This is a genomic window from Streptomyces sp. NPDC059917, assembly GCF_042730635.1.
Taxonomy (GTDB): Bacteria; Actinomycetota; Actinomycetes; order Streptomycetales; family Streptomycetaceae; genus Streptomyces.
Genome location: NZ_JBHWLC010000008.1, coordinates 107,808 through 131,672, shown reverse-complemented (window position 1 = coordinate 131,672; position 23,865 = coordinate 107,808). Strand labels below are relative to the sequence as shown.

The window sequence follows — 23,865 nt, the reverse complement described above, 5'->3', positions numbered from 1 at the left end:
GACTAAACAGATCTCAAAGCAAATCAACAGTCTGGCGAGGCCATTCCCACAGGACCGAACAACAATCCCATGCTATCTTGTTGCTTTCCGACCGGATTCCCCTGATAGCCGGGAGTGACCCCGTGGCCGAGCAGGCTGCGCAACTGGCCCACCAGCGACGCGCGTTGATTCTCGAAGCGGTCCGACGCGACGGCTCGGTACGGGTGGCGGAGCTGGTCGAGCGGCTCGGCGTCTCGGACATGACGGTCCGCCGCGACCTGGAAGCCCTGGCCCGCGACGGCTCCGTGGAGAAGGTGCACGGCGGGGCCGTCGCCACCACGGGGGCCAGCGGGCACGAGCCCGGCTTCGACGCCAAGTCCGATCTGGAGGGGGCGGCGAAGGCCGCCATCGCGGACGCGACCGCGGCGCTGGTGGAGCCGGGCAGCGTCGTGGCCGTCTCCGGCGGCACCACCGCCCATGCCGTGGCGGCCCGGCTGCTCGGCGTCCCGCGGCTCACCGTCGTCACCAACTCCCTCCCGGTGGCCGACCTGCTGCGGTCGGCCGGCCGGGGCGGCGGGGCCCCGGCACCCACCCTGTTGCTCACCGGCGGCTCCCCCACCCCCTCGGCCGCACTGGTCGGCCCGCTGGCCGACCTGGTGATCGCCTCGCTCCACGTCGACCTGCTGGTCCTCGGCGCGCACGGGGTGACCGAGGAGGCCGGGCTGACCACACCCAACCTGATGGAGGCCCAGACCAACCGGGCACTGGTCGCCTCCGCACGGCGGGTCGCCGTGGTGGCCGATCACAGCAAGTGGGGGGTGGTAGGGCTCAGCGGTTTCGCGGCGCTCGACCGCGCCGACTGGTTCGTGACCGACGCGGGCATGCCCGCCCCCGCCCGGGCCGTGCTCGGCGAGCACGTGGGCGAACTCCTCGTCGCCGGAGACTGACCGGCTCACCGGCTCCTTCGAGGAGGAGCACCGCCGGATCCGCGCTTCTTACACGCCTTTGCCGCAGCTCTTGCCCGGCCCTGTCACGGGCCGGGCAAGGTCGTGTCCACACCGCAGGACGCGACGAAGGAGCGGACATGAGCACGTACACGAGCGGGGCCCGGAAGACGGTACTGGCCGTGGGCACGATGGCACTGCTGCTCTCGGCCGTACCGGCGGCGAGCGCCGCCGATCCGGCCGGGAGCGGCCCGAAGTGGTGCCCCACCGTGGCGGGCCACCAGGTGGACTGCGGCTCGCTGCGGCGCCCGCTGGTGGCGGGCAAGCCCGAACTCGGCACGATCGGGGTGAGTTACGCGGTCGTGCGCCACCGGGGCCAGGGCGCCGCGAAGGGCACGGTCGCGGTCAACCCCGGCGGTCCCGGCGAGGTGGCCATCGGCAAGGCCGCCGAGTTCGCGGCGGGGTTGGAGGACGTCCTCGACGACCACGACCTGCTGCTCGTCGACCCGCGGGGCACCGGCGCGTCCGAGCGGATCCCCTGCGGGGTCACGGACGCCGAGTACCGCTTCGGCACCCGCCAGCAGCAGCGCGACGCCGTCGCGCGCTGCGCCCGCACCCTCGGCCCGCGCGCCCAGGGCTACACCACCGCGGCCACCGCCGACGACATCGACGCCGTCCGGGCACGCCTGGGCGTGCGCCAACTCAGCCTCTACGGACTCTCGTACGGCACCTACTTGATGCCGGTGTACGCGAGCAGGCACCCCGAGAACGTGCGCAACATCGTGCTCTCCGGGGCCTACCCGCACGACTTCGACCCGCTCGTGCGGCCGAGCGCGCAGGCCGTCTCCCTGGCCCTGCGCCGGGTGTGCGAACGCTCCGTGCCCAAGGCGTGCGACGGCGACAAGGCCGTCCGGGACCTCGCCACCACGGCGGCGCGGCTGCGGGAGCGCCCCCTCACGGTGCCGATCGTCGCCGAGGGCAAGACGTACCGCGAGCGGTTCACCGAGGGCAAGCTCGCCCAGCTCATGTTCGAGTCCGCGAGCCGGGGCGCGGGGATGGCACCGGCCGAGCCGTCCCTCCTCGGCAGCGCCCCGTGGGCCCTCGACCGCTTCGTCAAGGGCGACACGGAGCCGCTGCGCCGCCTGGTACAGGAGGAGGGTTCCTCGGGCAGCACGGAGGACCAGGCCCCGTACATCGCCGTGGTCTGCAACGACTACCGCAAGGCGTGGGCCACGGACGCCCCGCTGCCCGTGCGCTGGCAGCAGTACCGCAAGGCCCTCGCGGGCGCCGGGCAGGGCGACTTCGGCGCCTTCAGCGGCCAGGGGTTCACCGAGGGTCCCACCGACGGCGGGGACGTGTGCATCTCCTGGCCGCGCGAGAACACCGGGCGCCCGCAGCCCACCGAGCTGCGCCTGCCCGACGTCCCGGTGCTGGTCCTCTCCGGGGACCTGGACGCCAACACCCCCGACGCCAACGGCCGCCTGGCCGCGGCGAAGTTCCGCGACGCCGCCTTCTTCTCCGTGCGCAACGTCGGGCACGTGCCCGAGCTGGAGTCCAGTGGTTGCGTCACCGGCGTCACCACCCGCTTCCTCCGTACCGGCGCCCCCGGCGACACCTCCTGCTTCGGGGCCGTCGCACCCCTCGCCGTCACTCCCGTACGCCGCTGAGGGCCGACGTCGTGACCACCCCCGGCAACGGCGAAGATGATCACATGACTGAGGTGAACGAGAACCGTCGCACGGTGCTGGTCGTCGAGGACGACCCCGGCGTGCGCAGCACGTTGGACCAGCTCCTGCGCTTCGAGGGGTATCGCGTCCTGCTCGCGTCCGACGGGCTCGAAGCCCTCGCCGTGCTCGAACGGGAGTCCCCCGACCTCGCGGTGGTGGACGTGGTCATGCCCGGCCTCGACGGTCTGGCGCTGTGCCGGATGCTCCGACGCCGCGGCGACCGGCTGCCCGTACTCGTCCTGACGGCGCGTCACCAGATCGGTGACCGGGTCGCCGGTCTGGACGCGGGCGCCGACGACTACCTCTCCAAGCCCTTCGCCACGGAGGAGCTCTTCGCCCGCATCCGCGCGCTGCTGCGCCGCACCGACTCCCAGGACCCCGCGGAGAGCGCCGTGTTGGCGGTCGCGGACCTCACCCTCGACCCCGGTGCGCGGCGGGCGCACCGGGGCGCCCGGCCCCTGGACCTGACGAAGACCGAATTCGACGTGCTGGAGCTGCTGTTGCACCACCAGGGCTCGGTCCTCACCCGCACCCAGATCTACGAGCGCATCTGGGGCTACGACTTCGACACCACCTCGCGCTCCCTCGACGTCTACGTCGGCTACCTGCGCCGCAAGACCGAGCAGGACGGTGCGCCGCGGCTGATCCACACCGTGCGCAACGTCGGCTACACCGTCCGGGCCGCCTGATGTTGCGCGCCAAGATCACCCTGGTCGTCATCACGGCGGCCGCGCTCGCCATGACGCTGGCCGCCACCCTGTCCTACCGGGGCGTCAGCGACGTCGTGGCCGAGCAGTTCGACCGCGCGCTCGACGAGCGTGCCGTGACGGCGGTCGCCCTGCTGGGCGTCGACCGTACGCCCCCGGTCCGGCCGGACACCACCGAACAGGTCCTGAGCGCCGCGGGCGCCGTGCGCCCGCTGGACCCCGCACGCCCGGCGCTGCCCGTTCCGGAGTCGGCGCTGGCCGTGGCCCGGGGCGCGCGGGCCTCCGCGCGCGAGGACATCACCGTCGACGGTGCGCAGTACGGCGTCCTGACCGTGTCGTTGCCCGGTGGCGGGGCCGTCATGGTCGCCCAGCACTACGCGGCCGCCGAGCGGATCGACCACGCCTTCCTGTGGCGGGTCCCCTGGACGACCGTCGCCGCCACCGCCCTGTCGGCGTTGCTGAGCTGGCTCGCCCTGGACCGCATCCTGCGCCCCGTGCGCCGCCTGGCCCGGGTGACCCGGGACATCACCACCACCCAGGACCTCACCACCCCGCTCCCTCCGGCCGGGCGGGACGAGATCGGCCAGCTGACCCGGAGCTTCACCAGCATGCTCGCCGCGCTGCGCCGCTCCCGCGACCAGCAGCAGCGGCTGGTCCAGGACGCCAGTCACGAGCTGCGCACCCCGCTCACCTCGGTGCGCGGCAGCGCGGAACTGCTCCAACGGGGGCGCGGTCGGCTCGCCCCCGAGGACGAGGAACAGATCCTCGGCACGCTGGTCACCGAGGCGGCGGCGCTCGACACGCTGGTCCGCGAGCTCGTCGACCTGGCCACGGACCGCTCCACCGAGGAGGAGCCGGCCGAGGTCGATCTGCCCGCCGCGGCCGAGGAGTCCGCGCACCGCCACCGGCAGCGCACGGGCCGGACCATCACGGTCACGACCCGTGGCCCCGTCCCGGTGCGCGCCCGCCCGCGGGCGGTGCGCCGCTGCGTCGACAACCTCCTGAGCAACGCGCTGAAGTTCAGCCCCGAGGACACGCCCGTCACCGTCCACGTCGAGGGCGCCCGGCTCTTCGTGCGCGACGGCGGTCCCGGCATCGCGCCGGACGAGCGGACCGCCGTCTTCGACCGCTTCCACCGCGGTCCGCGCACCCAGGCGGTGCCGGGCTCGGGCCTCGGGCTCGCGATCGTCCACGATCTCGTGACCGCCGACGACGGCGCCGTCTTCGCCACCGCGGCCCCGGACGGCGGCGCCGAGGTCGGCTTCGACCTCCCGCCCCACTCCCCGACGGGCCGGTGACGCGCCGCGCCGCCGGATTCCGTAGGTTGAACCCCCGTATGCGGCCGCCCGCGCGGGGCGGGTGGTGGCCGTACCGGGACGGCCCGGGCCTGCGGGACGAGACAGAGCTCGTCCGCGAGATGTGGGAGATGTGCGGCGACGAGGCCGACTTCGAGGTGGATCCCGCGTCCATCGTGGCGTGGGCCGTCACATCGGGTGCGGACATCTACTGCTGGGACACCACCGACGACGACCCGGACCGGTGGCCGGTCCTGATCTGCGGGAGGCACACCAGCCCCGAGTTCCAGGTGCACCCGCGCGGCATGGCCGCTTTCCTGCACGGCCTCCTGGGCGACGCGGAGTTCCGGGAGCGGAAGATCAGCGTGGTCCTGGGGGGCGAGGCCTCCTTCGTCAACTGGCGCGACCGGTAGCGGGCGTCCACGCCGCCTCGGAGGGTGCGCCGGGGCGCGGCACGGTGGGGGTCCGTGCCGCGCGCCGGGTCGTTCGGGTGCTACTTGAAGAGGTGGCCCCAGTCGTAGACCTTGCCGTCCTTGAGCACCAGGTTGTGCTCGCCGCCGGGGGACATCCCGCTGACGCCCGTCCTGGCCGCCGGGGCGTCGCACAGGTCGGGCCAGGTGCCCCAGCCGGTGACTTCGCCGTTCTTGAGCGCGAAGCTGCACCGCTCGGAGGCGAAGACGGCGGTGACGCCCGTCTGCGCCGCGGCCGGCACCGTCAGGTGCTCTCCCCCGTAGCCCCAGACGATGACCTTCCCGTCCTTGAGGGCCAGCAGGTGGCCCGAACCCGCCGCGATGGCGGTGACTCCGGACGTGGCCCCGGCCGGCACCGAGCGCAGCAGTTCGTCGTGGCCCCAGACGATGACCTTGCCGTTCTTGAGGGCCATGGTGGTACCGCCGGCCACCGCGATGGCGCTCACGCCGGACGTGGCCTCGGCCGGCACGGTGACCGCGCCGTCGTTGTTCTCGCCCCAGGCGATGACCTGGCCGTTCTTCAGGGCGACCGAATGCGCCCATCCGGTGGCGATCGCGGTGACGCCCGACTTCGCGGCGGGCGGCACGACGAGCTGCCCCCGCGCGCCGTCACCCCACGCGAGCACCCCGCCGTTCTTGAGCGCCAGCGCGTGCTGCGGCCCCGCGCTGATCGCGGTGACGCCCGACTTCGCGGCGGGCGGCACGGTGGTCTGGCCGTAGTCGCTCTGCCCCCACGCCGTGGTCCTGCCGTTCTTCAGCGCCAGGCTGTACCGGGGCCCCGCACTGACGGCGGCGACGCCGGTCCTGACCTCGGTGGGCACGGTGATCTGGGTGAACGCCGCGAAGTCACCGTTGTCGGTGTCCCGGGCGATGCGCGCCCGGACCTGCACGCCCGCCTGCGTGAGCGACGTGACGTCGACGGTCCCCGGACCGCATTGCCGTACCGAGGAGGTGCCCCACCAACGGAGCGGCCGGGGCTTGCCGATCCATTCCGAACCGACCTGGACGTAGTAGCAGGCTTCCGGGTCGGGGTCGGTGACGGTCAGGCTGCCCGTCAGGCGGTACCGCCGGTCCTGCGGCTCGGTCCCCACCGACTCGCTGGTGATGACGCCCTTGGCCGAAGCACCCTCGATGGTCTGGTTCCACGGCTCGCTCCACGGCTCCGCGGCGGGCGCCGCCGACGCGCTCGTGGTCCCCGCCATCAGCAGCGCGCCCGTCGCAGCCGCCACGGCCCATAGTTTTCGCACGGATCAAAGCCTTCCGTCGTCACGTTTCACTGGTGGTGCCGACCGGCCCCGGGCCCGGCGAGGGCGCCGCGCTCCGGGCCGACAAGGCCCCCCAAACGCTATGCAGTTGGCTTATTGCACCGGTATCGCTCACTGATGCGTCCGTTACCCGTCATACCGGGTCGGACGTCCGTGTCCCGTTCACGCGGGTGCGCACAGGGCTCGGCGGACGGTGGTGCGCAGCCAGTGGTGGGCTCCGTCGGCGGTGTGCCGGGGGTGCCAGGCCATGCCGATGGTCAGGTTCGGCAGGTCCAGGGGGATGTCCAGGAGGCGCAGCCCGAGGGCGCCGGCGTCGTGGGTGAGCGGCGAGGCGGCGGCGCCGGGAAGTGCGGCGGGGACCAGGCAGACGACGTCACTGCGAGCGGCGAGGGCCATCGCGGCCAGGTGACCGGGCAGGACGACGGTGACCCGCCGGTGCAGGCCCCGCTCGGCCAGGGCCGCGTCGAGGGGGCCGGTGAACCGGCCGCGGCGACTGACCGCGACGTGCGGGGCGGCGGCCAGTCGGGCCGGGGTCAGCGGACCTTCGGTGAGCGGATGGTCCGGTCGGACGGCCGCCATCATGCGCAGGCCCACCAGTTCCTCGGTCCGCGTCTCGGGGTCCACGTGGTCGATGGACCCGATCTCCAGGTCGATCCGACCGTCGCGCAGCGCGGGTCCGTTCTCCAGCTCCTCGGCCATGATCCGGAAGGAGACCCCGGGCGCCTCCCGCTCGGCCAGTCGCAGCAGTCCCGGTGCCAGCGCCGCGCCGACCAGGTCGGCGGCCTGGAGGGTGAACGTGCAGCGCAGGCCCGCGGGGTCGACGCTCGCGCCGGGACTGAGCAGCGCGCCCAGACCGCGCACCACCGCGGCGGCCTCCTCGCGCAGGGCCAGGGCGCGGGGGGTGGGGACCATGGCCTGACCGGCCCGGACCAGCAGGGGGTCCTGGAGGACGCGGCGCAGCCGGGCGAGGGTGCGGCTCATCGCGGCGGGCGACGTGTGCAGACGTGCGGCGGCCCGGGTCACGCTGTGCTCGGCCAGCAGGGCGTCGAGCGCGACGGCGAGGTTGGCGTCGATGACCGGATCGGGGTCACCAGCGGGGCCATGAACACTGCTCACCAGCATTATTCCATTTCAGTCAATGATTGCGTGCCGATGTTCCCATTGTGGCATCACGGGCGGCTCAGCAGCATGGAGGACGTACCGAACGACCGGCGCGCGACCGACGCGGGGCGTGCCGCACCATCGACATCCACGAGGTTTTCATGATCGTCATCACTGCTCCCACCGGGAACATCGGCCGTCACCTGCTCGCCGAACTGCTGGAGTCCGCCCCCGCCGCGGGCGAGGAACTGCGCGTGATCGTGCGCGACCCCGCCCGGCTCCCGGACGCGGCGCGCGGCCGCGTCGAGGTCGTCACCGGCTCGCACGCGGACGCCGGGGTCCTCGACCGGGCCTTCGAGGGTGCGGACGCCGTCTTCTGGCTCGTCCCGCCGGACTCCTCCCTGACTCCGCGGGACGCCTACACCGGCTTCACCCGCCCCGCCGCCGAGGCGCTCGTCGCCCACCGCGTCGGTCGTGTCGTCGGCGTCTCCGCCCTCGGCCGCGGCACCCCGCTCGCGGAGCGGGCCGGGCTCGTCACCGCCTCCCTCGCCATGGACGACCTCATCGCCGGCACCGGGGTCGCCTACCGGGCCCTGGCCAACCCGTCCTTCTTCGAGAACCTCCTGGAGGAGACCGACTCGATCCGCGACCGGGGCGTCTTCACCGACTCCGCCGATGCCGACCGCAAGGCCCCCTTCGTCGCGGTCGCCGACATCGCGGCGACCGCCGCCCGGCTGCTGCTCGACCGTACGTGGACGGGCACCGACAGCGTCCCGGTCCTCGGGCCGCGGGACCTGTCCCCCAACGACGTCGCCCGCATCCTGACCGAACAGCTCGGCCGTCCCGTCCGCTACGAACGCCAGTCGCTCGACGCGATGTACGCCGACCTCGTCGGCTACGGCCTGAACGAGGCGTTCGCCCGGGGCGTGGTCGACATGAAGCGGGCCAAGGACGAGGGCCTCGACGCCGGGGTGGCCCGCACCCCCGGCACCGCCTCCCCCACCACCTTCGAGCAGTGGTGCACGCGGACCCTCGTGCCCGCCGTCCTCTCCTGACGCCCCGAGCCCTGCACGCTGCACGCTCGACGCCCGGCTCACCGTCGCCCGGCTCGCCGACGCCCGGCTCCTGAGGTCCGGCGCACACTCCCGTCCCGTTCCCGTCCCCTTCGGAGGAATCCCGATGCCCGACCAGAAGACCGAACCGCCCGTCACGGCGTTCATCCTCGTCAAGACCCGGCCCGAGTGGCTCGCCCTGACCGTCCGGGAACGCGTGGACGCCTTCACCACCGAGGTCCTCCCGGCCATCGAGGCCAGGACCAGCGGCGTCCGGTCGCGCTTCTACGACACCGAGTTCTACTCCGCGCGCGTCACCGACGTCTGGATGTGGGAGGCCGAGGACCACCACGCCTACCAGCTCCTCATCGACGCGCTGCGCGAAACCCCTTTCTGGGACCGCTACTTCGAGGTCGTCGACCTCCTCGTCGGCACCGAGAACGGCTACGCGCGCACGTACGGCCTCGAACCCGTGGCCTCCATCACCACCTGAGGCGCCCCGCGCGGCGGTGGTCTCCGCTACAGGCCGGGGTGGCGGTGGGTCGGTCGGCCGTCGAGGACGGTGAGCAGTACGGGGAGGGCGGGCAGGTCCGTCGCGGAGGTGCTGAGCGGGTCCCCGCCGAGGACGGTGAGGTCGGCGCGGTGGCCGACGGCGATCCGGCCCACCTCGTGCTCCTCCCCCGCCGCGTAGGCGGCGTTGACCGTCATGCCGCGCAGGGCCTCCAGCCCCGTCAGGGCCTGTTCGGGGCCGTGCGGGGGCTGCCCGAGATCACGGGCCGGGCGCCGGTGACGGGCACCCGCCATGACGCCCAGGGGCGGGAAGGGGGCGATGGGCCAGTCGGAACCGAGCACGACGGTGGCGCCCGAGTCCCACAGGTCGCGGCAGCGCCAGGCGCGTGCGGCACGCTCCTCGCCGAGGCGGCGCGACCAGTTGTCGGTGTGATCGGCGCGGGTGAAGTCGCAGCAGTGGGTGGGCTGCATGGACGCGAGGACGCCGAGCTCGGCGAAACGGCTCAGGGTGTCGTCGGGAACGGTCTCGATGTGCTCGATCCGGTGCCGGATCCCGCTGCCTCGGAGGTCCCCGCCACCCCCGGCGACCCCGACGGCGCGCGCCTGCTCGACGGCGTCGAGTGCGTGCCGTACGGCCGCGTCGCCGATGGCGTGCGTGGCCGTCGGCACTCCGGCCCGGTGGAACGCTCCGATCACTTCGGTGTAGACCTCGGGATCGGGCCAGAAGGCGTGCGTGGACTCGCCGTGGCAGTCCGGGCGTTCCAACCACGCGGTGCCGTTGTCGATGGTGCCGTCCATGAACAGCTTGACCCCGGCGACGCGCCACAGCCGACCGCCCGCGCCCTGCTGGTCGACGAGCGCGCGCACCCCGTCCGCGTCGGTGCCCGGCTGACACCAGGGCGCCACCCGCAGGCGCAGCGGGAGTTCGTCCGCCGCGTCGAGTTCGGCGAGGAGGTCGAGGCTGATCCCGTTGGCGTCCATGACGTGTCCGCCGGTCAGCCCCGCCGCGGCCATGGACCGCAGCGCCGCGGCGAGCCGGTCCCGCTGTTCCTGCCGGGTGGCTTGGGGAGCGACGCGCTCGACCAGGTCGCAGGCGGCCTCCTCCAACAGCAGTCCGGTCGGTCGGCCGCGCTCGTCGCAGACGACCTCGGCGGACCCCTGGTCGAAGGTGCGCGGCCCGTCCACCCCGGCCAGTTCCAGGGCGCGGCGGCTCGCGAGCGCCGAGTGGGCGTCGAAGAGGAGCAGGAACGCGGGAACGCCGTCGAGCACCGCGTCGAAGGGTGCGGTCCCGACGGGGACGTCACCGAAGACGTTCGGGTCGAGCCCCCACCCGGACAGCCACTCGCCGCGCTCCAGCCCGCTCACCCCGCGCGCCAGCACCTCGCGCACGTCCGCCAGGTCGCGGCAGCCCGACAGGTCGATCCCGTGGGTGAGTTCGGCCCCGGTGACGGGGTGGACGTGACCGTCCACGAGCCCCGGCGTCACCACCGCCCCCTTGAGGTCGACCACCGTGGTCGCGGAGTCCGCCAGCGCCCGGATCCCACGGTCGTCGCCGAGGGCGGCGATCCGTCCACCGGATACCGCCAGGGCCGTCTCCGGCAGGAACGCACCGCTGACCGGGTCGAGCAGGCGGGCGGAGAGCAGAACGAGGGTCGTGCGCACAGCGGCTCCAGGGTGATCGGGCGTTGAGGGGGCGGGGCGGAGAGGCGAGGCGGCTGGGTCGAGGTGGAGTGGGCGAGGTGGAGTGGGTCGGGACGGCGGGACTCAGTCGGACGCGTCGCCACCGTGGGGGGCCTCGGCGCACAACGTGCCGTGGGGCAGGCCGAGTTCACGTTCGGCGGTCGTCGCCACCATCCGGGTCACGGCCTCGGGTCGGTCGTCGCGCGCGCCGGTGTTGGCGTGGGCACCCAGTCCGTCGAGGACGACCAGGATCTGGATCGTCGTCGCGTACGGGTCGTCGGTTCGGAACTCGCCCCGCTCGATCCCGCGGCGGAGCAACGCCTCCAACCGCCCGCGCCAGGCGGCCTCCTGCTCGGAGACCCGCGCGCACAGCACGGGCCGATAGCGGCTGAGGTGGCGCGCGTTGATCCAGAGCCGACTGATGTCGTCGTACGCGTCCCCCGACGTGCGCGCGAGGAACCGGGCCAGCTCCCGGGTGGGCCCCTCCCCCGCGACCCCGGCAAGCTCCACCGAGTCGGCCGACCCGGCCGACTCGAACGGCAGCAGGGCGTCCAGCTCCGCACCGGCCGCGTTCCCGAACGCCTCCGCGACCAGGTCCTCCACCGAGGGGAAGTAGTGACTGATCAGGCCCGGCCTGACCGCGAGTTCGTCGGCGATCCGCCGCAGGGTGACGCACTCCAGCCCCTCGGTCAGCGCCACGGCCGTGGCGGCGTCGACGATCTCCGCCCGCCGGGCCTCGGGGGACTTCCGGATCCGTTTGCGCTGAACGCTTGACGACATACCGGGGATGCTATTGAGTGACCGACCAATAAGCAAGCAGGTGGCAACGCCCAGCGCTCGGAGGTCCACATGGCGTCCACGGTTCCCGACCCCCGCCCCGGAACGCACGACACTTCCGGCGCGGTGCGGGCCGCTCCGGAACGCACGGGCGGGATCGAGGCCCACGGCATCGATCAGATCCCCGACGCGGCACGCCACGGCCGCCCTCGAGACCTCTTCACCGTCTGGGCCGCGGCGAACGTGAACTACCTCAGCCTGGTCGTCGGCGGCGCCCTCGTCCTCATGGGACTCAGCCTGTGGCAGGCCCTCACCACGATCGTGGTGGGCAACCTGTTCTGGCTGTTGACCGGGCTGCTCGCGGTCTCGGGCCCGGCCTCGGGCACCCCCAGCGAGGTGATCACGCGGGCGCTGTACGGCGTCCTCGGCAACCGCGTCAACAACGCGATCGGGGGGTGGCTCGTCTCCGTCTGCTACTTCGCCCTCAATCTGGCCGCCGCCGCGACCGCCGCGTTCTCCCTCGCCGATCGGGCCGGGATCACGGCGGGCACGGGCGTGCGGATCGCGATCGTGCTGGGCATCGCCGCCCTCACCCTGGTCATCAGCGTCTACGGGCACGCGCTGATCGTGAAGCTCTACCTGCCGATCACCCTGGTGCTCGCCGCCGTCTTCGCCTGCGTGACCGTCGCGGTCGTGCGACACGCCGACTTCTCCTACCGGCCCGCCGCGCCGCTCACCGGCGCCGCCCTGTGGGCCGCGCTCGTCGCCGGCACCACCCTGGTCGCCTCGGCCCCGCTCTCGTACACGACCAGTGCGGACTTCTCCCGCTACCTCCCGCGCACCGCGTCACGCGGGGCGATCGTGGGCTGGACCGCCTTCGGGGGCTTCCTGCCGGGCGTCGTCGTCTGTTCGTTGGGCGCCCTCGCCGCCACCGCGGTCGACATGACCGACCCGCAGAACGCGCTCCAGGGGCTCCTGCCCGGCTGGTTCGCCCCCTTCTTCCTGCTGTCCCTGGTCCTGGGCACGATCGCCCTCAACGCCCTCACCGCCTACAGCGCGGGCCTGGCCCTGCAAGCGGTCGGCCTGCGCATCCGCCGCTCCGTCAGCGTCCTCTTCGACGGCACGGCCGCCGTCGCGCTCACCCTGTACGGCCTGCTCGTCTCGAACCTGCTCGACACCGTCAGCAACGCCCTCCAGCTCATCGTCGTACTGATCGGCCCCCTCACGGCCGTGTACGCCACCGACATCGTGCTGCGCCGGGCCCGTTACGACGGCGCCGCCCTCTGCGACGAGAGCGCCCGGAGCGACTTCTGGTACACCGGCGGCGTCAACTGGGCGGGCGCGCTCGCCCTCTTGGCGGGGGTGGCGAGCGCGGCCCTCTGCGTCGACACCCTCTACACGGGCCCGGTGGCGCAGCTCGTGGGCGGCCTGGACCTCTCGCTGCCCGTCGGCATGACCGTGGCGTCCGCCCTCTACGCCGCCACCATGCGCGACTCCCCCACCGTCCGGGCGGCCCGCACCGGCGGCTGAGGGCCGGGCCCCGAGCCCTCAGCCCCGCCGGTCTTCGACGGACCAGTCGTCGCCCAGCTCACGGCGCAACGCCTCCAGCGCGGCGTCGGCTTCCCGCCCGAACGACGCGTGCTGCTCGCCGGACCAGGGGGAAGGGCCCGCCGGGTCGTCCCAGTCGAGCGAGGACTGGTACAGCTCGGCGAGTCGGCCCAGCTCGTCGCGCAGGACCGCCGTGAGGGGCAGCCGCTCCAGCACGCAGGGATATCCGTAGGGGCTGTCGAGGCCGGGCCCGACCGACGGGTCGGGCCACAGGGGGGTGTCGACACCGTATTCGAAGAGGAAGCGCAGGCGATGTGGCATGCCGAAGCCTCGCACGCCCCGGTGAACGGGGTCCTGCCTCAGGGGCGGTCGAGGCCCCAGGTCTGGAGGACGTACGGCCTGCCCTTCTCCTCCCCCTTGATCAAGGGCACGTCGAGGACCCGGAAACCGGCGCCGGTGGCCACGGCGACGCTGGCGGCGTTCTCGACCTCCAGCTCCAGGATCACCTGCTCCGCGCCCAGTTCCTCGAAGGCGTAGCCGGCCATCACCCGCACCGCACGCGCGGCCAGGCCCTGGCCCCGGTGCGCGGGACCGACCGCGTAGCCGAGTTCCGTGCCCTCGGGGGCGCGCTTGAGCATCACCTCGCCGAGCGGTGCGCCCCCGTCGACCGTGATGGCGAGCAGGACGGCCGTGCCGTCCGTACGGAGCTTGCGGGCCCGGTCCAGCCGGGTGCGGGCCGCCTCGTCGTCGAAGGGGGAGACGATGGGCGTCCAGTACGCGATGTCCGGGTGGTCGAACAGAGCGGGCATCGCCTCCAGGTCGGACTCCGTCCAGTCGCGCAGGACGAGACCCTCCCCCGTCAGCTCGACCCGGTCGGGAAAGGACGGCGTGGTGCTGCTCATGCTGGGAAACCTCCGCGGCTGGTACGGGACGAGGCAGGATATCCGGGAGCCCGCCGCCGGTCCTGCGGATTGTCCGGCGGCCGCCGTCCGCCACCCGCGCCCCGGGCGGGCCACTGCCGCGATGTCCGCCCCGCGCCGTCGGGGCGGGGTCTCTTTTCGGGCATGCGCGATCTTCCTCCGAAAGCGGCCGCGCCCGGGGGAACTTCTCCTGGACAGAGCCGTCTTGGCCTTGATGGAGTGGCCGGCATGTCCAAGCTCCACCCTGAGGCCGAGCGGCGAGTCAGCACGCTCGAACTGTTCTTCGACCTGGTCTTCGTCTTCACGATCACGCAGCTGACCGTGATGCTCGCGCACGACCTGGACGTCGCCACCGCGGCTCGCGTGGCGCTGATCTTCATCGTGCTCTTCTGGATGTACGGCGCGTACGCCCACCTCACCAACCAGGTGCCGCCCGACCGCACCTCACGGCGGCTGCTGCTCCTGCTCGGCATGGGCGGGTTCCTGGTGTGCGCCCTGTCCGTCCCGCGGGCCTTCGGCGACACGGGGGCCGGGGTCGCCTTCGGCCTGGGCTACCTCCTGGTGGTCGTGGTGCACGGCGCCCTGTACTCCCGCAGCCACGGCCGCAACGCGCTCTGGTACGCGATACCCAACTCCCTGGCCGCCCTGTCCGTGACCGCCGCCGGTCCGGCCGTCGGGCTCCTCGCGGACGCTCTGTGGGTCAACGCCCTGGTGCTGCAGTTCGTGACCCCGTACATCGCCCGGCTCGCCCCGGGGCGCAGCGACGGCCGCACCGCCGTCGAGCTGCGCAGCCAGCTCGGCGGGCTCGATCCCGCCCACTTCGTCGAGCGGCACGGGTTGCTGCTGATCATCGCCTTCGGGGAGTCGGTCGTGGCGATCGGCATCGGGATCGGCGACATGGCGATGTCGGTCGCGGTGGCCGGCGGCACGTTCCTGACCCTGGCCCTGGTGGCCGCGCTGTGGTGGACGTACTTCGTGCGGGACGAGAGCGCGGCGGAGGCCGCCTTCCGCGGTACGGCGGTGCCGGATCGCTTCGCGCTGGCCATGCGGGCCTTCTACTACTCGTTCCTGCCGATGCTCCTGGGCATCGCCTGCCTGGCCGCCGGAGTCAAGAAGGTCCTCCCCCACCTCGGCGAGCCCCTGCACACCGCCCCCGCCGTGTCGCTGGCGGCCGGGGTGGCCCTGTTCCTCGCCGGTGAGGTCGCCTTCCGCGCCACGCTGGGGCTGCGGCCCCTCGCGTACCGCGCGGCCGCCGTTCCCTTCGCCCTCCTCACCGTGCCGGTCGGCCACCTCCTGTCCGGGCTGGCCCAGCTCGTCGCCCTGGTGGGCGTGGTGGTGGCGATGCTGACGGCCGAGGACCGCTGGGCCGCGGCGTCCGGGGTGCCCGCCGAGCCCGATGAGCAGGCCGTCCCGGCTGCCCGGCAGTGACCATCTCCACACGGCGGACCGGGATTGTGGGGCGCACGGCGGCATAGGCTGCTGCGGTGGTAGTGGAGCAACGACGTCCCCGCGACCGGGTGGGGCGGAGCGCCCCGTACCCGGTCGTCGCCACGGCGTGCCTGGTCCTCGCCGTGGCCGCGGGCTGGAGCACGATACTGCTCGTCGTCCTCGGGCACGTGGTCCCGGGCTGGGCGGTGAGCGCCTTCCTGCTCGCCCTGTCCCCGGCCCTCGCGCGCGCCCTCGCCGTGCGGCACCGGGCGACGGTCGACCGCGCGGCGCCGTGGTGGGCGCCACTGCCCCGGTTCGTACGCGTCCTGCTCACGGTCGCCGCGGCAGTGGGCAGCGCCCTCGGAGCGTTGGACGACCTCGGTGCGGACTACCACGTCCTGCGCCCCACCGGCCCGCACGGCTGCACGGTCGTCGTCCGGGAGACGTCCTTCCTGGTCGCCGGCAGCGGCGAGGCCTACGCGGTGGGCCCGACGGGCTTCGCGTGGCGGTCATCGGCCTCCTGGACCACCGATGACGGCTACCGCCCCATCGCCACGGGCACCTACGACCTGAACTGGACCCGCGACGACGGCACCCTGACGGTGCACGGCACCCCCACCGACCCGGTCTTCACCGGCGGCCCCCACACCCTCACCTGCCGCTGACCACCGGCTCGTCGCGACAGCACGGGCCCGACGCCGCACACCGAGCCGTCGATCCGGCGGAACAGCCGAGCTCGATGAGCGGCCGTTCGATGACGCGGCCGGGGCGCCGGTCGTGGGTACGTCCCGGGCTCGTTACGGAACCGCCACAGCGCGGCGGCCGCGAGAACCGTCGGGGAGGTGGTGCTGTGTTCACCGGTGCGTGCCGGTGCAGGGCCGGTCGTGAACCTCGGGGAGAGCTCATGCGGTACTCATCAGGTGTCCGGCGGACCGCGGCAGCGCTGGTGGCGGCGGCGGCGGTCACCGCCCTCGCCGGAGGCTGTACGCCGTCCGGGAGCGACCCCGCGGTCGGCAAGCCCTCGGCGTCGTCCACGCCGACCGCGCCGACCGCGCCGACCGCCAGCTCCTCCCCCGTCGGGAGCACGTCCGGCGGCGCCGGTGCCCCCAGCGCCGGGCATTCGTCACCGACCCCGGCGGGTGGTACGAAGCCCTGCACGGCCGACCAGGTCAAGGTCTCCGACGGCCACCAGGCCGACGTCCGGCCGTCGGGTACGGGGACGGGGGCCGCCCTGGTCTCGGTCACCAACTCCTCGACGCACCCCTGCACGCTGCGCGGTTTCCCGACCGTCGCGGGAGCCGGCAACGGCTCCCCGGAGCACAACTCCCCGCTCGCCACCACCTCCACCGGCTCCCCCGCCACCGTCTCGCTGGCCCCGGGGGCCCGCGCCTGGACGAAGCTGACCTTCGTCAACGTCCAGGGCGAGGCCGACGGCTACTGCGTGTCCGGCGCCAAGCCCGTCACCTTCCCGACGCTCGTCATCGGTGTCCCCGGAGCGGGCGCGCACCAGATCGCCATGGACGACGGCGTCTTCGCCGAGTGCGACAACAAGGTGACCGTCACCGCCTTCTCGTCGACCAAGCCCTCCTGAGGGCCGACCGTCGTGGGTTCAGCCGTCGCCCCGGACGCATTCGATCAGGTAGTCGCCGTTCTCCGGGTCGACGCTCACCCCGTGCGCCTCGCTGTGGAAGCCCGGGAAGGCCCGGTCGAAGGATTCCAGGGCGCGCAGGTACCTCAGCAGCGGTCCGTCGGTGGCCCCGACGGACTCGCCGGGCATCAGGACGGGGATGCCCGGCGGGGTCACGGTGACCATCGCCGCGGCCACCCGGCCCGCGGCCTCCGCCAGCCGTACGCGCTCGGTGCCGCCCCGGATCAGGAGCTGGTAGCAGTGGCGCGGCGGCGCGACCGGCTCCGGGAGGTCCTGGAAGGCCGCGTCGAGGGCGCCGATCAGCTCGGCGCGGGTGAGGTGCTCGTGCATCTGCCGGCACAGCCCCGCGAGGGTGGTGCGGCCGTACCGCCGGGGGAAGCTCGCGACCAGAGCCGGTAGGACGCGTTCCAGCGGGGCGTCCGCGTCGTACAGGGCCTTGAAGTCCATGAGGGCGTCCATCAGGGTGCCCCACTTGCCCTTGGTGATGCCCATAGAGAAGAGGACCAGCGTCGTGTAACTGTCCGTCTTCTCCACGACGATCCCGCGCGCCTCCAGATAGGCCGTGAGGATCCGGGCCGGAATGCCCCGGTCGCCGGTGGTCCCGGTGGCCGTGACCCCGGGGCACGTGAGGGTGACCTTCACCGGGTCCAGGAGGCAGTAGCCCTCGCTCAGCCCGGTGAAGCCGTGCCAGTCCGCGTCCGGTTCCAGGTGCCAGCAGGAGGGCTCGCGGCTCAGCAGGGAGGGGGGCGCGTCGGCGAAGGCGATGCGCGCGCCCGTCGCCGGGTCGGTGACCGACTCGGGCTGCCACACCCCGAAGAACCAGTCCGGCCGGTCGGCGGCGGCCGCGATGCGGCACCCGGTGCGGACCACGGCCTGACGGAACCGGATCGCCTCGGTCACCGCCTCGTCGATCAGCCACTGCCCCTGCGGTCCGTCCATCATCGCGGCGGCCACGTCGAGGGAGGCGATCGCCGGATACAGCGGCGAGGTGGTGCCGTGCATCATGAACGCCTCGTTGAAGCGTTCGTGCTCGACAGGGGCCCGCGGCGCGGAACGGACGTGGACCATCGCGCACTGCGACAGGGCGGCGAGCAGCTTGTGCGTGGACTGGGTGGCGAAGACCGTCGGCCGACCCGGCCCCGCGCCGCCCCCGTCGCCGTCGCCGTCGCCGTCGCCGTCGCCGTCGCCGTCGGGGAAGGTGTCGGGCCCGACCGCCATGCCGTACCGCCCCGCGTACAGCGGGTGGAAACGGGCGTACGCGAACCACGCCTCGTCGAAATGCAGCCTCGGCGTGCTCGGCGCGAAGGCCCGGGCCGCCGCGACGGTGTCGTAACACAGCCCGTCGTAGGTGGAGTTGGTCACCACCGCGTACTGGGCCGCCGGTGAGACCGCCCCGGCCGTGAGCGGGTTCGCGGCGATGCTCGCGGCCACCGCCGCCGGGGCGGTCACGGCGGGTGGCAGGGGGCCGGCGAGCCCGTAGCCGTTGCGGGTCGGCACCAGGTAGACGGGCCGCGCACCGGAGATCACGAGCCCGTGCAGGACCGACTTGTGGCAGTTGCGGTCCACGAGCGCGATCTCGTCGCTCGTCACGCTGTAGTGGCCGACCATGCGGTCGGCGGTGGAGTCGCCGTGCAGGACGAAGTAGGTGCGCTCGGCGCCGAAGACCCGTGCGGCATTGCGCTCGGCCTCGCCGATCGGGCCGTTGTGCTCGAAGAGCGACCCGAGCTCGCCGACAGAGATCGACAGGTCCGTCCGGAACAGCCGCTCCCCGTAGTAGTCGAAGAACGCCCGCCCGGCCGGGGACTTGAGGAAGGCGACGCCGCCCGAGTGGGCGGGCGTGTGCCAGGAGTACTCGTGGGAGTCCTCGAAACGGCGCAGCGCCTTGAAGAAGGGGGGCAGGAGCTCCCGTTGGTAGCCGCGGGCCGCCGCCGCGACGCGGCCCGCGATGAAGGACGGGGTGTCCTCCAGCGGCCAGACGTACCCGACCACCGTCTCCGAGACCCACAGCGGCAGCCGCTCCAGGTCCTGGTCGAAGTCGTCCGCCATCACCAGGAACACGGGGAGGTCCTTGAACCGCCGCCCGATGTGCCGCAGCACCTCCCCGCCGCCGCCCTCTTCGACCGCGCTCCCCGACGTCCGCGGCAGGTCCCAGGCGACCGCCGCCGCCACGATGCCGGCCTCGGTCTGCAGGGCGGCCCGCGCGTCGCGCGCGCTCGGCGCCCAGCGGAGCAGCAGCCCCTGGTTCTCCAACTCCTTGCCGATGCGCCCCAGTTGTTCGGCGCTGATTCCGCCGCCCAGCGGATCCTCCCGCAGGGCCAGTAGGACCGTACCGCTCGTCATCCCCGGCTCCTCGCGCATCCCCGGATACGGCAGCCCGTACCGGGCCACAGTGTCCAGGTCCCGGGGGTGCCCCTGCCGACCTTCGCCGCGGGTTCACCCGAAGGTGGGCGCGCCGGTTCCCCCGGGCCGGGCGTCGGCGGACACCGCCGGGTGTCGGCGGGCGCTGTGCGCGAGGCGTTCGGCGAAGGCCTCGACCAGGCCGCGGAGTTCGTCCGGGCGCTCGATCACGAAGGGCCGGTCCAGCGAGGCCAGTACGGCGGGCAGCCACTCCAGCCGCTCCACCCGCAGTTCGACGCGGCACCGGGGCTCCGCGTCCCGGGATTCCGACGGTGTGGGGGTCGCGGGGGCTGCCGGGAGTGCGGTCACGATCGCGATTCCGGCGGGCAGGCCCGCACGGACCGCTTCGACCGGCCCCTCGATCCGCAGGACCACCTCGTGCCGGTGCGGAGCCGTCGCCAGGCCCGTGAGGACCCGCTGCGCCGGATCGACTCCGGCCGGCGGTTCGAACGACCCGGGCAGGACACGGACGTCGGTGACGCGGTCGAGCCGGAAGGTCCGGTCCTCGCCCACCGAAGGGTCCCGGGCGGTGACGTACCACCGGCCCGCATGGGCGACGACCCCGTAGGGGTGCAGGGTGCGCTCGCTCCGTCGGCCGTCCCCGGCGGTGTACCGGATCGAGACCGGCCGGTGGTGGTGCACCGCATCGGCCATCGGGAGGAGCACCGAGGGGTCCGGGGCGGCGGGGGCGACCGGCCCGCCGGGCGGATCCGTGAAGGCGAGGGCGCTCAGCACCGCGTCGAGCCTGCGGCTGAGCCGCTCGGGCAGGACGCGACGGATCTTGGCCGCCGCCGTGTCGGTCGCGGTCGCACCCGTCGAGGCCGTACCCGTCGAGACCGTACCGCTCGAAGTCGCGTCCGGCGCGGGCCCGTCAGGTGCCGCTTCGACCGGCGCCGCGGTCAGGCCCGCTCGCCTGCCGGCGACCAGGCCGAGGAGCACCGCGAGCGCTTCGTCGTCGCTCAGCATGAGCGGGGGCATGCGGTATCCGGGGGCGAGGCGGTAGCCGCCGTAGCGGCCGCGCACCGACTCGACGGGCACGTCGAGGTCGATGAGGTGGCCGACGTAACGCCGCACGGTGCGTTCGTCGACGTCGAGGCGTTCGGCGAGTTCGGAGACGGTCCTGATGCCGCCGGACTGGAGGAGCTCCAGCAGGGCGAGGACGCGAGCGGTGGGACGGGCCATACCGGGAATCTTCTCAAAGGGCCGGTCGAATACCGGACGGATTCCGCCCGGTATTCGCCGTAGCGTCGGGTCCGTCACGCACACCGACCGGCCACGAGCCACAGGAGAACACCCATGAACCTCGTCTCCCTCCGCATCATCACGGGCGACGTCGCCCGCCTCGTCGCCTTCTACGAGCGCGCCACCAAGGTGGCCGCCACCTGGGCGGGCGAGGACTTCGCCGAGCTCAGGACCGCCTCGGGCACCCTGGCGATCGGCAGCACCCGCACGGTTTCCCTGTTCGCGCCCGGCTCGGCCCGCCCGGCCGACAACCGGAGCGTCATCCTCGAATTCCTCGTGGCCGACGTGGACGAAGTCCACCGTGACCTCAGCGGCTTCGCGGCAGAAGGCGCGGCGGACGTCGTGAGGGACTGCGCGGTCGACTTCGCGGTGGACTGCGCGGTGGACTTCGTCAACGAGCCCACCACGATGCCCTGGGGGAACCGTTCCCTCCTGGTCCGCGACCCCGACGGCAACCTCGTCAACTTCTTCACCCCCGTCACACCGGCCGCCGTCGAGAAGTTCGCCCGCTGAGACGGCGCGGGCCCACCTGGCGAAAGTGCGGCGCCTTGATGTCCGGTGACGGTCTTGACGCGGAGAAACGTAACGAGATGCACTAAGCGCACGGAACCCGCCCATTCGGGGGGTGCCGGTCGGGGTACCGGTGCGTGCGCCAGCGGGGGCTGGCCGCCGCGTCGGTGGGGGATCTCGTCACACGGGGGTGTGTCAGTGGGGCTCGAGCGCGCACGGCGGTCCGCTGTGAAGGCCGCGGCATTGTTCCGGATCGCGCACCTCGTGTACGCGACCGACGTCGTGGGCGCCGTCGCGCTCGACTGGCGGAGCATCGGTCTGCTGGCCGCCGTGGCCGCCGTCACCGTGTTCGTCTACGGCTCGGCCCTCCTGCGCGGCGGCTTCCGGCCGTCGTGGGTCTGGGCCGACGTGCTGCTGACCGGCTGCGCGCTCCCGTGGGTGGCCGTGGCCGCCATCGGCGACGGCCCGGCGGTGGAACCGCACGGTTGGCTGATGGTGCCCGCCCTCTCCGCGGCGGCCGCCGCCGTGGTCACGCTCGGTCGACGCAGCGCCGCCCTCGCCGTCCTCGTCATGCTGTTCACCTCGCTCGCCGTCCACCAAGCGGTCGCGGCCTCCTCCACTCCCGCCCTCCTGGAACACTTCACGGCGGTCGTCGAGGCCGTGGCCGTCGCCGGACCGGGCTGGTGGTACCTGCGGCGGCAGGGGAGGCTGCTGGACATCGCCCAGGAACGGGCCGTCGTCGTCGAGAGCGCACGGGCCCGGCAGGCGGAGCGGGCCGCGCACCACGCCGCACTGCACGACACCGTGCTCGCCACCCTCACGACCATCGCCGCCGGGCGGGTGGACGTGACCGCGCCGGGATTCCGGGACCGCTGCGCCCGCGAAGCGGCCTACCTCCGACGGCTCGTCCAATCCGGCACCCTCGAAGAGCCGCACCGCTACGACGGCCCGCCCGCCCCCGACCGGGTCGGTACCGCGGCCGCCCTGGAAGAGGCCACCCGCGCCGCGGAGAGCCTCGGCCTCAAGGTGACCTCGCAGTACGACGCGGCGCCGGACCTGCCGCGCGAGGTCGCCCGGGCCCTGGCCGCGGCGGTGACCGAGGCGTTGAACAACGTGCGCACCCACGCGCGGACCCCGTCGGCCTACCTCACCGTCTTCGGCCGGGCCGGCGGCGTCGAGGTGACCGTGGCCGACCGCGGCGTCGGCTTCGACGCGACCGCCGGGTGCGGTGCCCGCGCCGGCACCGGACTGCGCCGCTCCGTGCACGGCAGGATGGTCGCCGTCGGAGGCAGCGCGGAAGTGGACAGTCGCCCCGGCGAGGGGACCCTGGTCGCATTGCGCTGGCCCGCGTGATCGACATCGCGGTGGTCGACGACGACCGCATGCTCCTCGACGGGTTGCGCGCCTGGTTGTCCGGCCAGCAGCGCCTGCGCCTCGTCGCGACCGCGTCGACGGTCGACGAGCTGTTGGCCCCTCCGGCTCCGGCACCCGCGCCGCCCGCACCCGCACCCGCCCCCGCTCCGGCGCGGACCGCCGCCGTGGTGCTCCTCGACCTCGTGCTCGGGGACGGCTCCCGCCCGGAAGCCAACGTCCGCCGGGTGCGGGCCGCGGGGAGCAGGGTGCTGGTCATCAGCACGATCGCCGATCCCGCGATGGTCGTCGCGGCCGTCGCGGCCGGGGCGGACGGCTACCTCACCAAGGACCACGCCCTGGACACCCTGGTGGAGGCCGTCGAGACCGTGGCCGCGGGCGGCACGGCGCACTCCCCCGAACTCGCCTTCGCCTGGGTGCGGGACACCACCGCGACCCGACCGCACCTGGCGCCCCGCGAGCGCCAGGTGCTGCGCGACTACGCCTCGGGGCTGACGCTCAAGGCCACGGCCCGGCGCGCCGGGATCAGCGTCTACACCGCGAAGTACTACCTGGACCGGGTGAAGCAGAAGTACCGGGACGTGGGACGACCGGCGTTCACCAAGATCGACCTGGCCCGACGGCTCGACGAGGACGACCGGTCCCGGTGACGGTCCGCCGCACGACCGACGACGGCGTCACGGCCGGGCGGCTCCGAGGGTGTCGGCGGCCTTCTCGAAGCGGTGTTCCGTCGGATTCAGGACCTCGCGGAGATGGCCGAAGTAGCCGGTGCGCGCGGTCGCGTCGAGCACCCCCAGGACGAAGGCGGCGCATCCGGTCCCGTGGTGCTCCCACATCGGGCCGCGCCCCTCGTTGTAGAGGACCGTCCACTCGTCGGGGTGCCGGCCGGGCCGCACGAGCCAGTAGAGGAACGCCCCCGTACCCTCCTCGAACGCCCACGGCAGGACGCGGGCCCCCGCCTCCAGCAACTCGGCGGGCTTCGCCTCGCCCGCCTCCCACAAGTAGGCGAGGTCCTCCTCCCGCTCCGCCGTCCGCAGGCGCAAGTCGCAGTCCTGGTAGGCGGAACCGGGGACCAGCAGCCAGATCGTCCCGTCGAAGACGCCGTCGCCGTAGGTCTCGACGAGCCGCTTGTAGTCGGCGGGCAGGGCGATGCCGAGGGCCCGCTCGGTCCGTTCCCAATCCACGGCGGGCGGCGGATCGGCGGGCGGCGGGCAGAGCCGGACGAGGGCGTCCACGGCATCGATGCCGTCGGCGGGAACGGCGGGCTCGGACGAGGTCGGAGTGGTCACCGGAC

General features: G+C 73.5%; 23 protein-coding genes. 14 read left to right on the top strand and 9 right to left on the bottom strand.

Features of this window, described 5'->3' with window-relative positions; all coding sequences use genetic code 11:
* Nucleotides 1–122: 122 nt before the first annotated feature.
* The 5 genes from ACFWAR_RS07485 to ACFWAR_RS07465 all read left to right on the top strand — a co-directional run bounded on the left by ACFWAR_RS07485 (nt 123) and on the right by ACFWAR_RS07465 (nt 5,065).
* Nucleotides 123–926, top strand: coding sequence for a DeoR/GlpR family DNA-binding transcription regulator (locus ACFWAR_RS07485; protein ID WP_385774078.1), 804 nt, complete (start codon nt 123–125; stop codon nt 924–926).
* A gap of 137 nt (nt 927–1,063) precedes the next feature.
* Nucleotides 1,064–2,590 carry an alpha/beta fold hydrolase gene (locus ACFWAR_RS07480; protein WP_385774076.1) on the top strand — a complete coding sequence of 509 codons (1,527 nt, stop codon included), beginning with the start codon at nt 1,064–1,066 and terminating at the stop codon, nt 2,588–2,590.
* A 44-nt stretch (nt 2,591–2,634) separates the two neighbouring features.
* Nucleotides 2,635–3,339 (top strand): response regulator transcription factor, encoded by a 705-nt coding sequence (locus tag ACFWAR_RS07475; RefSeq protein WP_385774074.1) that lies wholly within the window; start codon nt 2,635–2,637, stop codon nt 3,337–3,339.
* Nucleotides 3,339–4,655 (top strand): ATP-binding protein, encoded by a 1,317-nt coding sequence (locus tag ACFWAR_RS07470; protein ID WP_385774072.1) that lies wholly within the window; start codon nt 3,339–3,341, stop codon nt 4,653–4,655. The genes ACFWAR_RS07475 and ACFWAR_RS07470 overlap by 1 nt, the downstream gene beginning before the upstream one ends.
* A 38-nt stretch (nt 4,656–4,693) precedes the next feature.
* Nucleotides 4,694–5,065 (top strand): hypothetical protein, encoded by a 372-nt coding sequence (locus ACFWAR_RS07465; RefSeq protein WP_385774070.1) that lies wholly within the window; start codon nt 4,694–4,696, stop codon nt 5,063–5,065.
* 80 nt (nt 5,066–5,145) lie between these two features.
* Here the strand turns inward: ACFWAR_RS07465 and ACFWAR_RS07460 are convergent, their stop codons facing one another.
* Together ACFWAR_RS07460 and ACFWAR_RS07455 are read right to left on the bottom strand one after the other, a co-directional pair.
* Nucleotides 5,146–6,351, bottom strand: a complete 1,206-nt coding sequence (locus ACFWAR_RS07460) for an RCC1 domain-containing protein (RefSeq protein ID WP_385774068.1) — start codon at nt 6,349–6,351, stop codon at nt 5,146–5,148.
* A gap of 198 nt (nt 6,352–6,549) precedes the next feature.
* Nucleotides 6,550–7,509: a LysR family transcriptional regulator gene (locus ACFWAR_RS07455; protein WP_385774066.1), complete on the bottom strand. Its 960-nt coding sequence runs from the start codon at nt 7,507–7,509 to the stop codon at nt 6,550–6,552.
* Nucleotides 7,510–7,649: 140 nt separating this feature from the next.
* Here ACFWAR_RS07455 and ACFWAR_RS07450 point away from each other — a divergent pair, with 140 nt between their 5' ends.
* Nucleotides 7,650–8,543 carry an NAD(P)H-binding protein gene (locus ACFWAR_RS07450; RefSeq protein WP_385774064.1) on the top strand — a complete coding sequence of 298 codons (894 nt, stop codon included), beginning with the start codon at nt 7,650–7,652 and terminating at the stop codon, nt 8,541–8,543.
* A gap of 124 nt (nt 8,544–8,667) precedes the next feature.
* The gene (locus tag ACFWAR_RS07445) at nt 8,668–9,033 is read left to right on the top strand and encodes a darcynin family protein (protein ID WP_385774062.1); all 366 of its coding nucleotides are present in this window, start codon (nt 8,668–8,670) and stop codon (nt 9,031–9,033) included.
* A 26-nt stretch (nt 9,034–9,059) separates the two neighbouring features.
* On the opposite strand, the gene ACFWAR_RS07440 is transcribed toward ACFWAR_RS07445, so the two are convergent.
* Together ACFWAR_RS07440 and ACFWAR_RS07435 are read right to left on the bottom strand one after the other, a co-directional pair.
* A complete protein-coding gene (locus tag ACFWAR_RS07440) occupies nt 9,060–10,712 on the bottom strand; it encodes an amidohydrolase (protein WP_385774060.1) in 1,653 nt (550 codons plus the stop codon).
* A gap of 102 nt (nt 10,713–10,814) precedes the next feature.
* On the bottom strand, nt 10,815–11,510 hold the full coding sequence (locus ACFWAR_RS07435; RefSeq protein ID WP_385774058.1) for a TetR/AcrR family transcriptional regulator: 696 nt from the start codon (nt 11,508–11,510) through the stop codon (nt 10,815–10,817).
* Nucleotides 11,511–11,579: 69 nt separating this feature from the next.
* Here ACFWAR_RS07435 and ACFWAR_RS07430 point away from each other — a divergent pair, with 69 nt between their 5' ends.
* Entirely contained in the window at nt 11,580–13,037 is a 1,458-nt protein-coding gene (locus ACFWAR_RS07430; RefSeq protein WP_385774056.1) for a purine-cytosine permease family protein, read from the top strand.
* Nucleotides 13,038–13,055: 18 nt separating this feature from the next.
* On the opposite strand, the gene ACFWAR_RS07425 is transcribed toward ACFWAR_RS07430, so the two are convergent.
* Entirely contained in the window at nt 13,056–13,376 is a 321-nt protein-coding gene (locus ACFWAR_RS07425) for a hypothetical protein (RefSeq protein WP_385774054.1), read from the bottom strand.
* A 38-nt stretch (nt 13,377–13,414) separates the two neighbouring features.
* The gene (locus ACFWAR_RS07420) at nt 13,415–13,957 is read right to left on the bottom strand and encodes a GNAT family N-acetyltransferase (protein WP_385774052.1); all 543 of its coding nucleotides are present in this window, start codon (nt 13,955–13,957) and stop codon (nt 13,415–13,417) included.
* Between the two features lie 246 nt (nt 13,958–14,203).
* On the opposite strand from ACFWAR_RS07420, the gene ACFWAR_RS07415 reads away from it, so the two are divergent.
* The 3 genes from ACFWAR_RS07415 to ACFWAR_RS07405 all read left to right on the top strand — a co-directional run bounded on the left by ACFWAR_RS07415 (nt 14,204) and on the right by ACFWAR_RS07405 (nt 16,994).
* Nucleotides 14,204–15,403: a low temperature requirement protein A gene (locus ACFWAR_RS07415; RefSeq protein ID WP_385774050.1), complete on the top strand. Its 1,200-nt coding sequence runs from the start codon at nt 14,204–14,206 to the stop codon at nt 15,401–15,403.
* Nucleotides 15,404–15,459: 56 nt separating this feature from the next.
* Nucleotides 15,460–16,068 carry a hypothetical protein gene (locus tag ACFWAR_RS07410; RefSeq protein ID WP_385774048.1) on the top strand — a complete coding sequence of 203 codons (609 nt, stop codon included), beginning with the start codon at nt 15,460–15,462 and terminating at the stop codon, nt 16,066–16,068.
* Nucleotides 16,069–16,307: 239 nt separating this feature from the next.
* Nucleotides 16,308–16,994: a DUF4232 domain-containing protein gene (locus ACFWAR_RS07405; protein ID WP_385774046.1), complete on the top strand. Its 687-nt coding sequence runs from the start codon at nt 16,308–16,310 to the stop codon at nt 16,992–16,994.
* Between the two features lie 18 nt (nt 16,995–17,012).
* Here the strand turns inward: ACFWAR_RS07405 and ACFWAR_RS07400 are convergent, their stop codons facing one another.
* On the bottom strand, nt 17,013–19,391 hold the full coding sequence (locus tag ACFWAR_RS07400) for an Orn/Lys/Arg decarboxylase N-terminal domain-containing protein (RefSeq protein WP_385774044.1): 2,379 nt from the start codon (nt 19,389–19,391) through the stop codon (nt 17,013–17,015).
* Between the two features lie 93 nt (nt 19,392–19,484).
* Complete coding sequence (locus tag ACFWAR_RS07395; RefSeq protein ID WP_385774042.1) at nt 19,485–20,630, bottom strand: helix-turn-helix transcriptional regulator; 1,146 nt, start codon at nt 20,628–20,630, stop codon at nt 19,485–19,487.
* A gap of 114 nt (nt 20,631–20,744) precedes the next feature.
* On the opposite strand from ACFWAR_RS07395, the gene ACFWAR_RS07390 reads away from it, so the two are divergent.
* From ACFWAR_RS07390 to ACFWAR_RS07380, 3 genes are all read left to right on the top strand, one after another.
* Nucleotides 20,745–21,203: a VOC family protein gene (locus ACFWAR_RS07390; RefSeq protein WP_385774040.1), complete on the top strand. Its 459-nt coding sequence runs from the start codon at nt 20,745–20,747 to the stop codon at nt 21,201–21,203.
* Between the two features lie 225 nt (nt 21,204–21,428).
* Entirely contained in the window at nt 21,429–22,553 is a 1,125-nt protein-coding gene (locus tag ACFWAR_RS07385) for a sensor histidine kinase (protein WP_385774038.1), read from the top strand.
* On the top strand, nt 22,550–23,221 hold the full coding sequence (locus ACFWAR_RS07380; protein WP_385774036.1) for a LuxR C-terminal-related transcriptional regulator: 672 nt from the start codon (nt 22,550–22,552) through the stop codon (nt 23,219–23,221). The genes ACFWAR_RS07385 and ACFWAR_RS07380 overlap by 4 nt, the downstream gene beginning before the upstream one ends.
* A gap of 27 nt (nt 23,222–23,248) precedes the next feature.
* Here the strand turns inward: ACFWAR_RS07380 and ACFWAR_RS07375 are convergent, their stop codons facing one another.
* Nucleotides 23,249–23,860, bottom strand: coding sequence for a hypothetical protein (locus ACFWAR_RS07375; RefSeq protein ID WP_385774034.1), 612 nt, complete (start codon nt 23,858–23,860; stop codon nt 23,249–23,251).
* Between the last annotated feature and the right edge of the window lie 5 nt (nt 23,861–23,865).

Excerpts from the sequence above, each read along its gene's own strand:
- ACFWAR_RS07395 (WP_385774042.1), bottom strand. The coding sequence starts at position 20,630 with ATGGCCCGTCCCACCGCTCGCGTCCTCGCCCTGCTGGAGCTCCTCCAG.
- ACFWAR_RS07400 (WP_385774044.1), bottom strand. The coding sequence starts at position 19,391 with ATGACGAGCGGTACGGTCCTACTGGCCCTGCGGGAGGATCCGCTGGGC.
- ACFWAR_RS07415 (WP_385774050.1), top strand. The coding sequence starts at position 14,204 with ATGTCCAAGCTCCACCCTGAGGCCGAGCGGCGAGTCAGCACGCTCGAA.
- ACFWAR_RS07480 (WP_385774076.1), top strand. The coding sequence starts at position 1,064 with ATGAGCACGTACACGAGCGGGGCCCGGAAGACGGTACTGGCCGTGGGC.
- ACFWAR_RS07470 (WP_385774072.1), top strand. The coding sequence starts at position 3,339 with ATGTTGCGCGCCAAGATCACCCTGGTCGTCATCACGGCGGCCGCGCTC.
- ACFWAR_RS07405 (WP_385774046.1), top strand. The coding sequence starts at position 16,308 with ATGCGGTACTCATCAGGTGTCCGGCGGACCGCGGCAGCGCTGGTGGCG.
- ACFWAR_RS07475 (WP_385774074.1), top strand. The coding sequence starts at position 2,635 with ATGACTGAGGTGAACGAGAACCGTCGCACGGTGCTGGTCGTCGAGGAC.
- ACFWAR_RS07465 (WP_385774070.1), top strand. The coding sequence starts at position 4,694 with ATGCGGCCGCCCGCGCGGGGCGGGTGGTGGCCGTACCGGGACGGCCCG.
- ACFWAR_RS07420 (WP_385774052.1), bottom strand. The coding sequence starts at position 13,957 with ATGAGCAGCACCACGCCGTCCTTTCCCGACCGGGTCGAGCTGACGGGG.
- ACFWAR_RS07425 (WP_385774054.1), bottom strand. The coding sequence starts at position 13,376 with ATGCCACATCGCCTGCGCTTCCTCTTCGAATACGGTGTCGACACCCCC.
- ACFWAR_RS07455 (WP_385774066.1), bottom strand. The coding sequence starts at position 7,509 with ATGCTGGTGAGCAGTGTTCATGGCCCCGCTGGTGACCCCGATCCGGTC.
- ACFWAR_RS07445 (WP_385774062.1), top strand. The coding sequence starts at position 8,668 with ATGCCCGACCAGAAGACCGAACCGCCCGTCACGGCGTTCATCCTCGTC.
- ACFWAR_RS07430 (WP_385774056.1), top strand. The coding sequence starts at position 11,580 with ATGGCGTCCACGGTTCCCGACCCCCGCCCCGGAACGCACGACACTTCC.
- ACFWAR_RS07450 (WP_385774064.1), top strand. The coding sequence starts at position 7,650 with ATGATCGTCATCACTGCTCCCACCGGGAACATCGGCCGTCACCTGCTC.
- ACFWAR_RS07435 (WP_385774058.1), bottom strand. The coding sequence starts at position 11,510 with ATGTCGTCAAGCGTTCAGCGCAAACGGATCCGGAAGTCCCCCGAGGCC.
- ACFWAR_RS07390 (WP_385774040.1), top strand. The coding sequence starts at position 20,745 with ATGAACCTCGTCTCCCTCCGCATCATCACGGGCGACGTCGCCCGCCTC.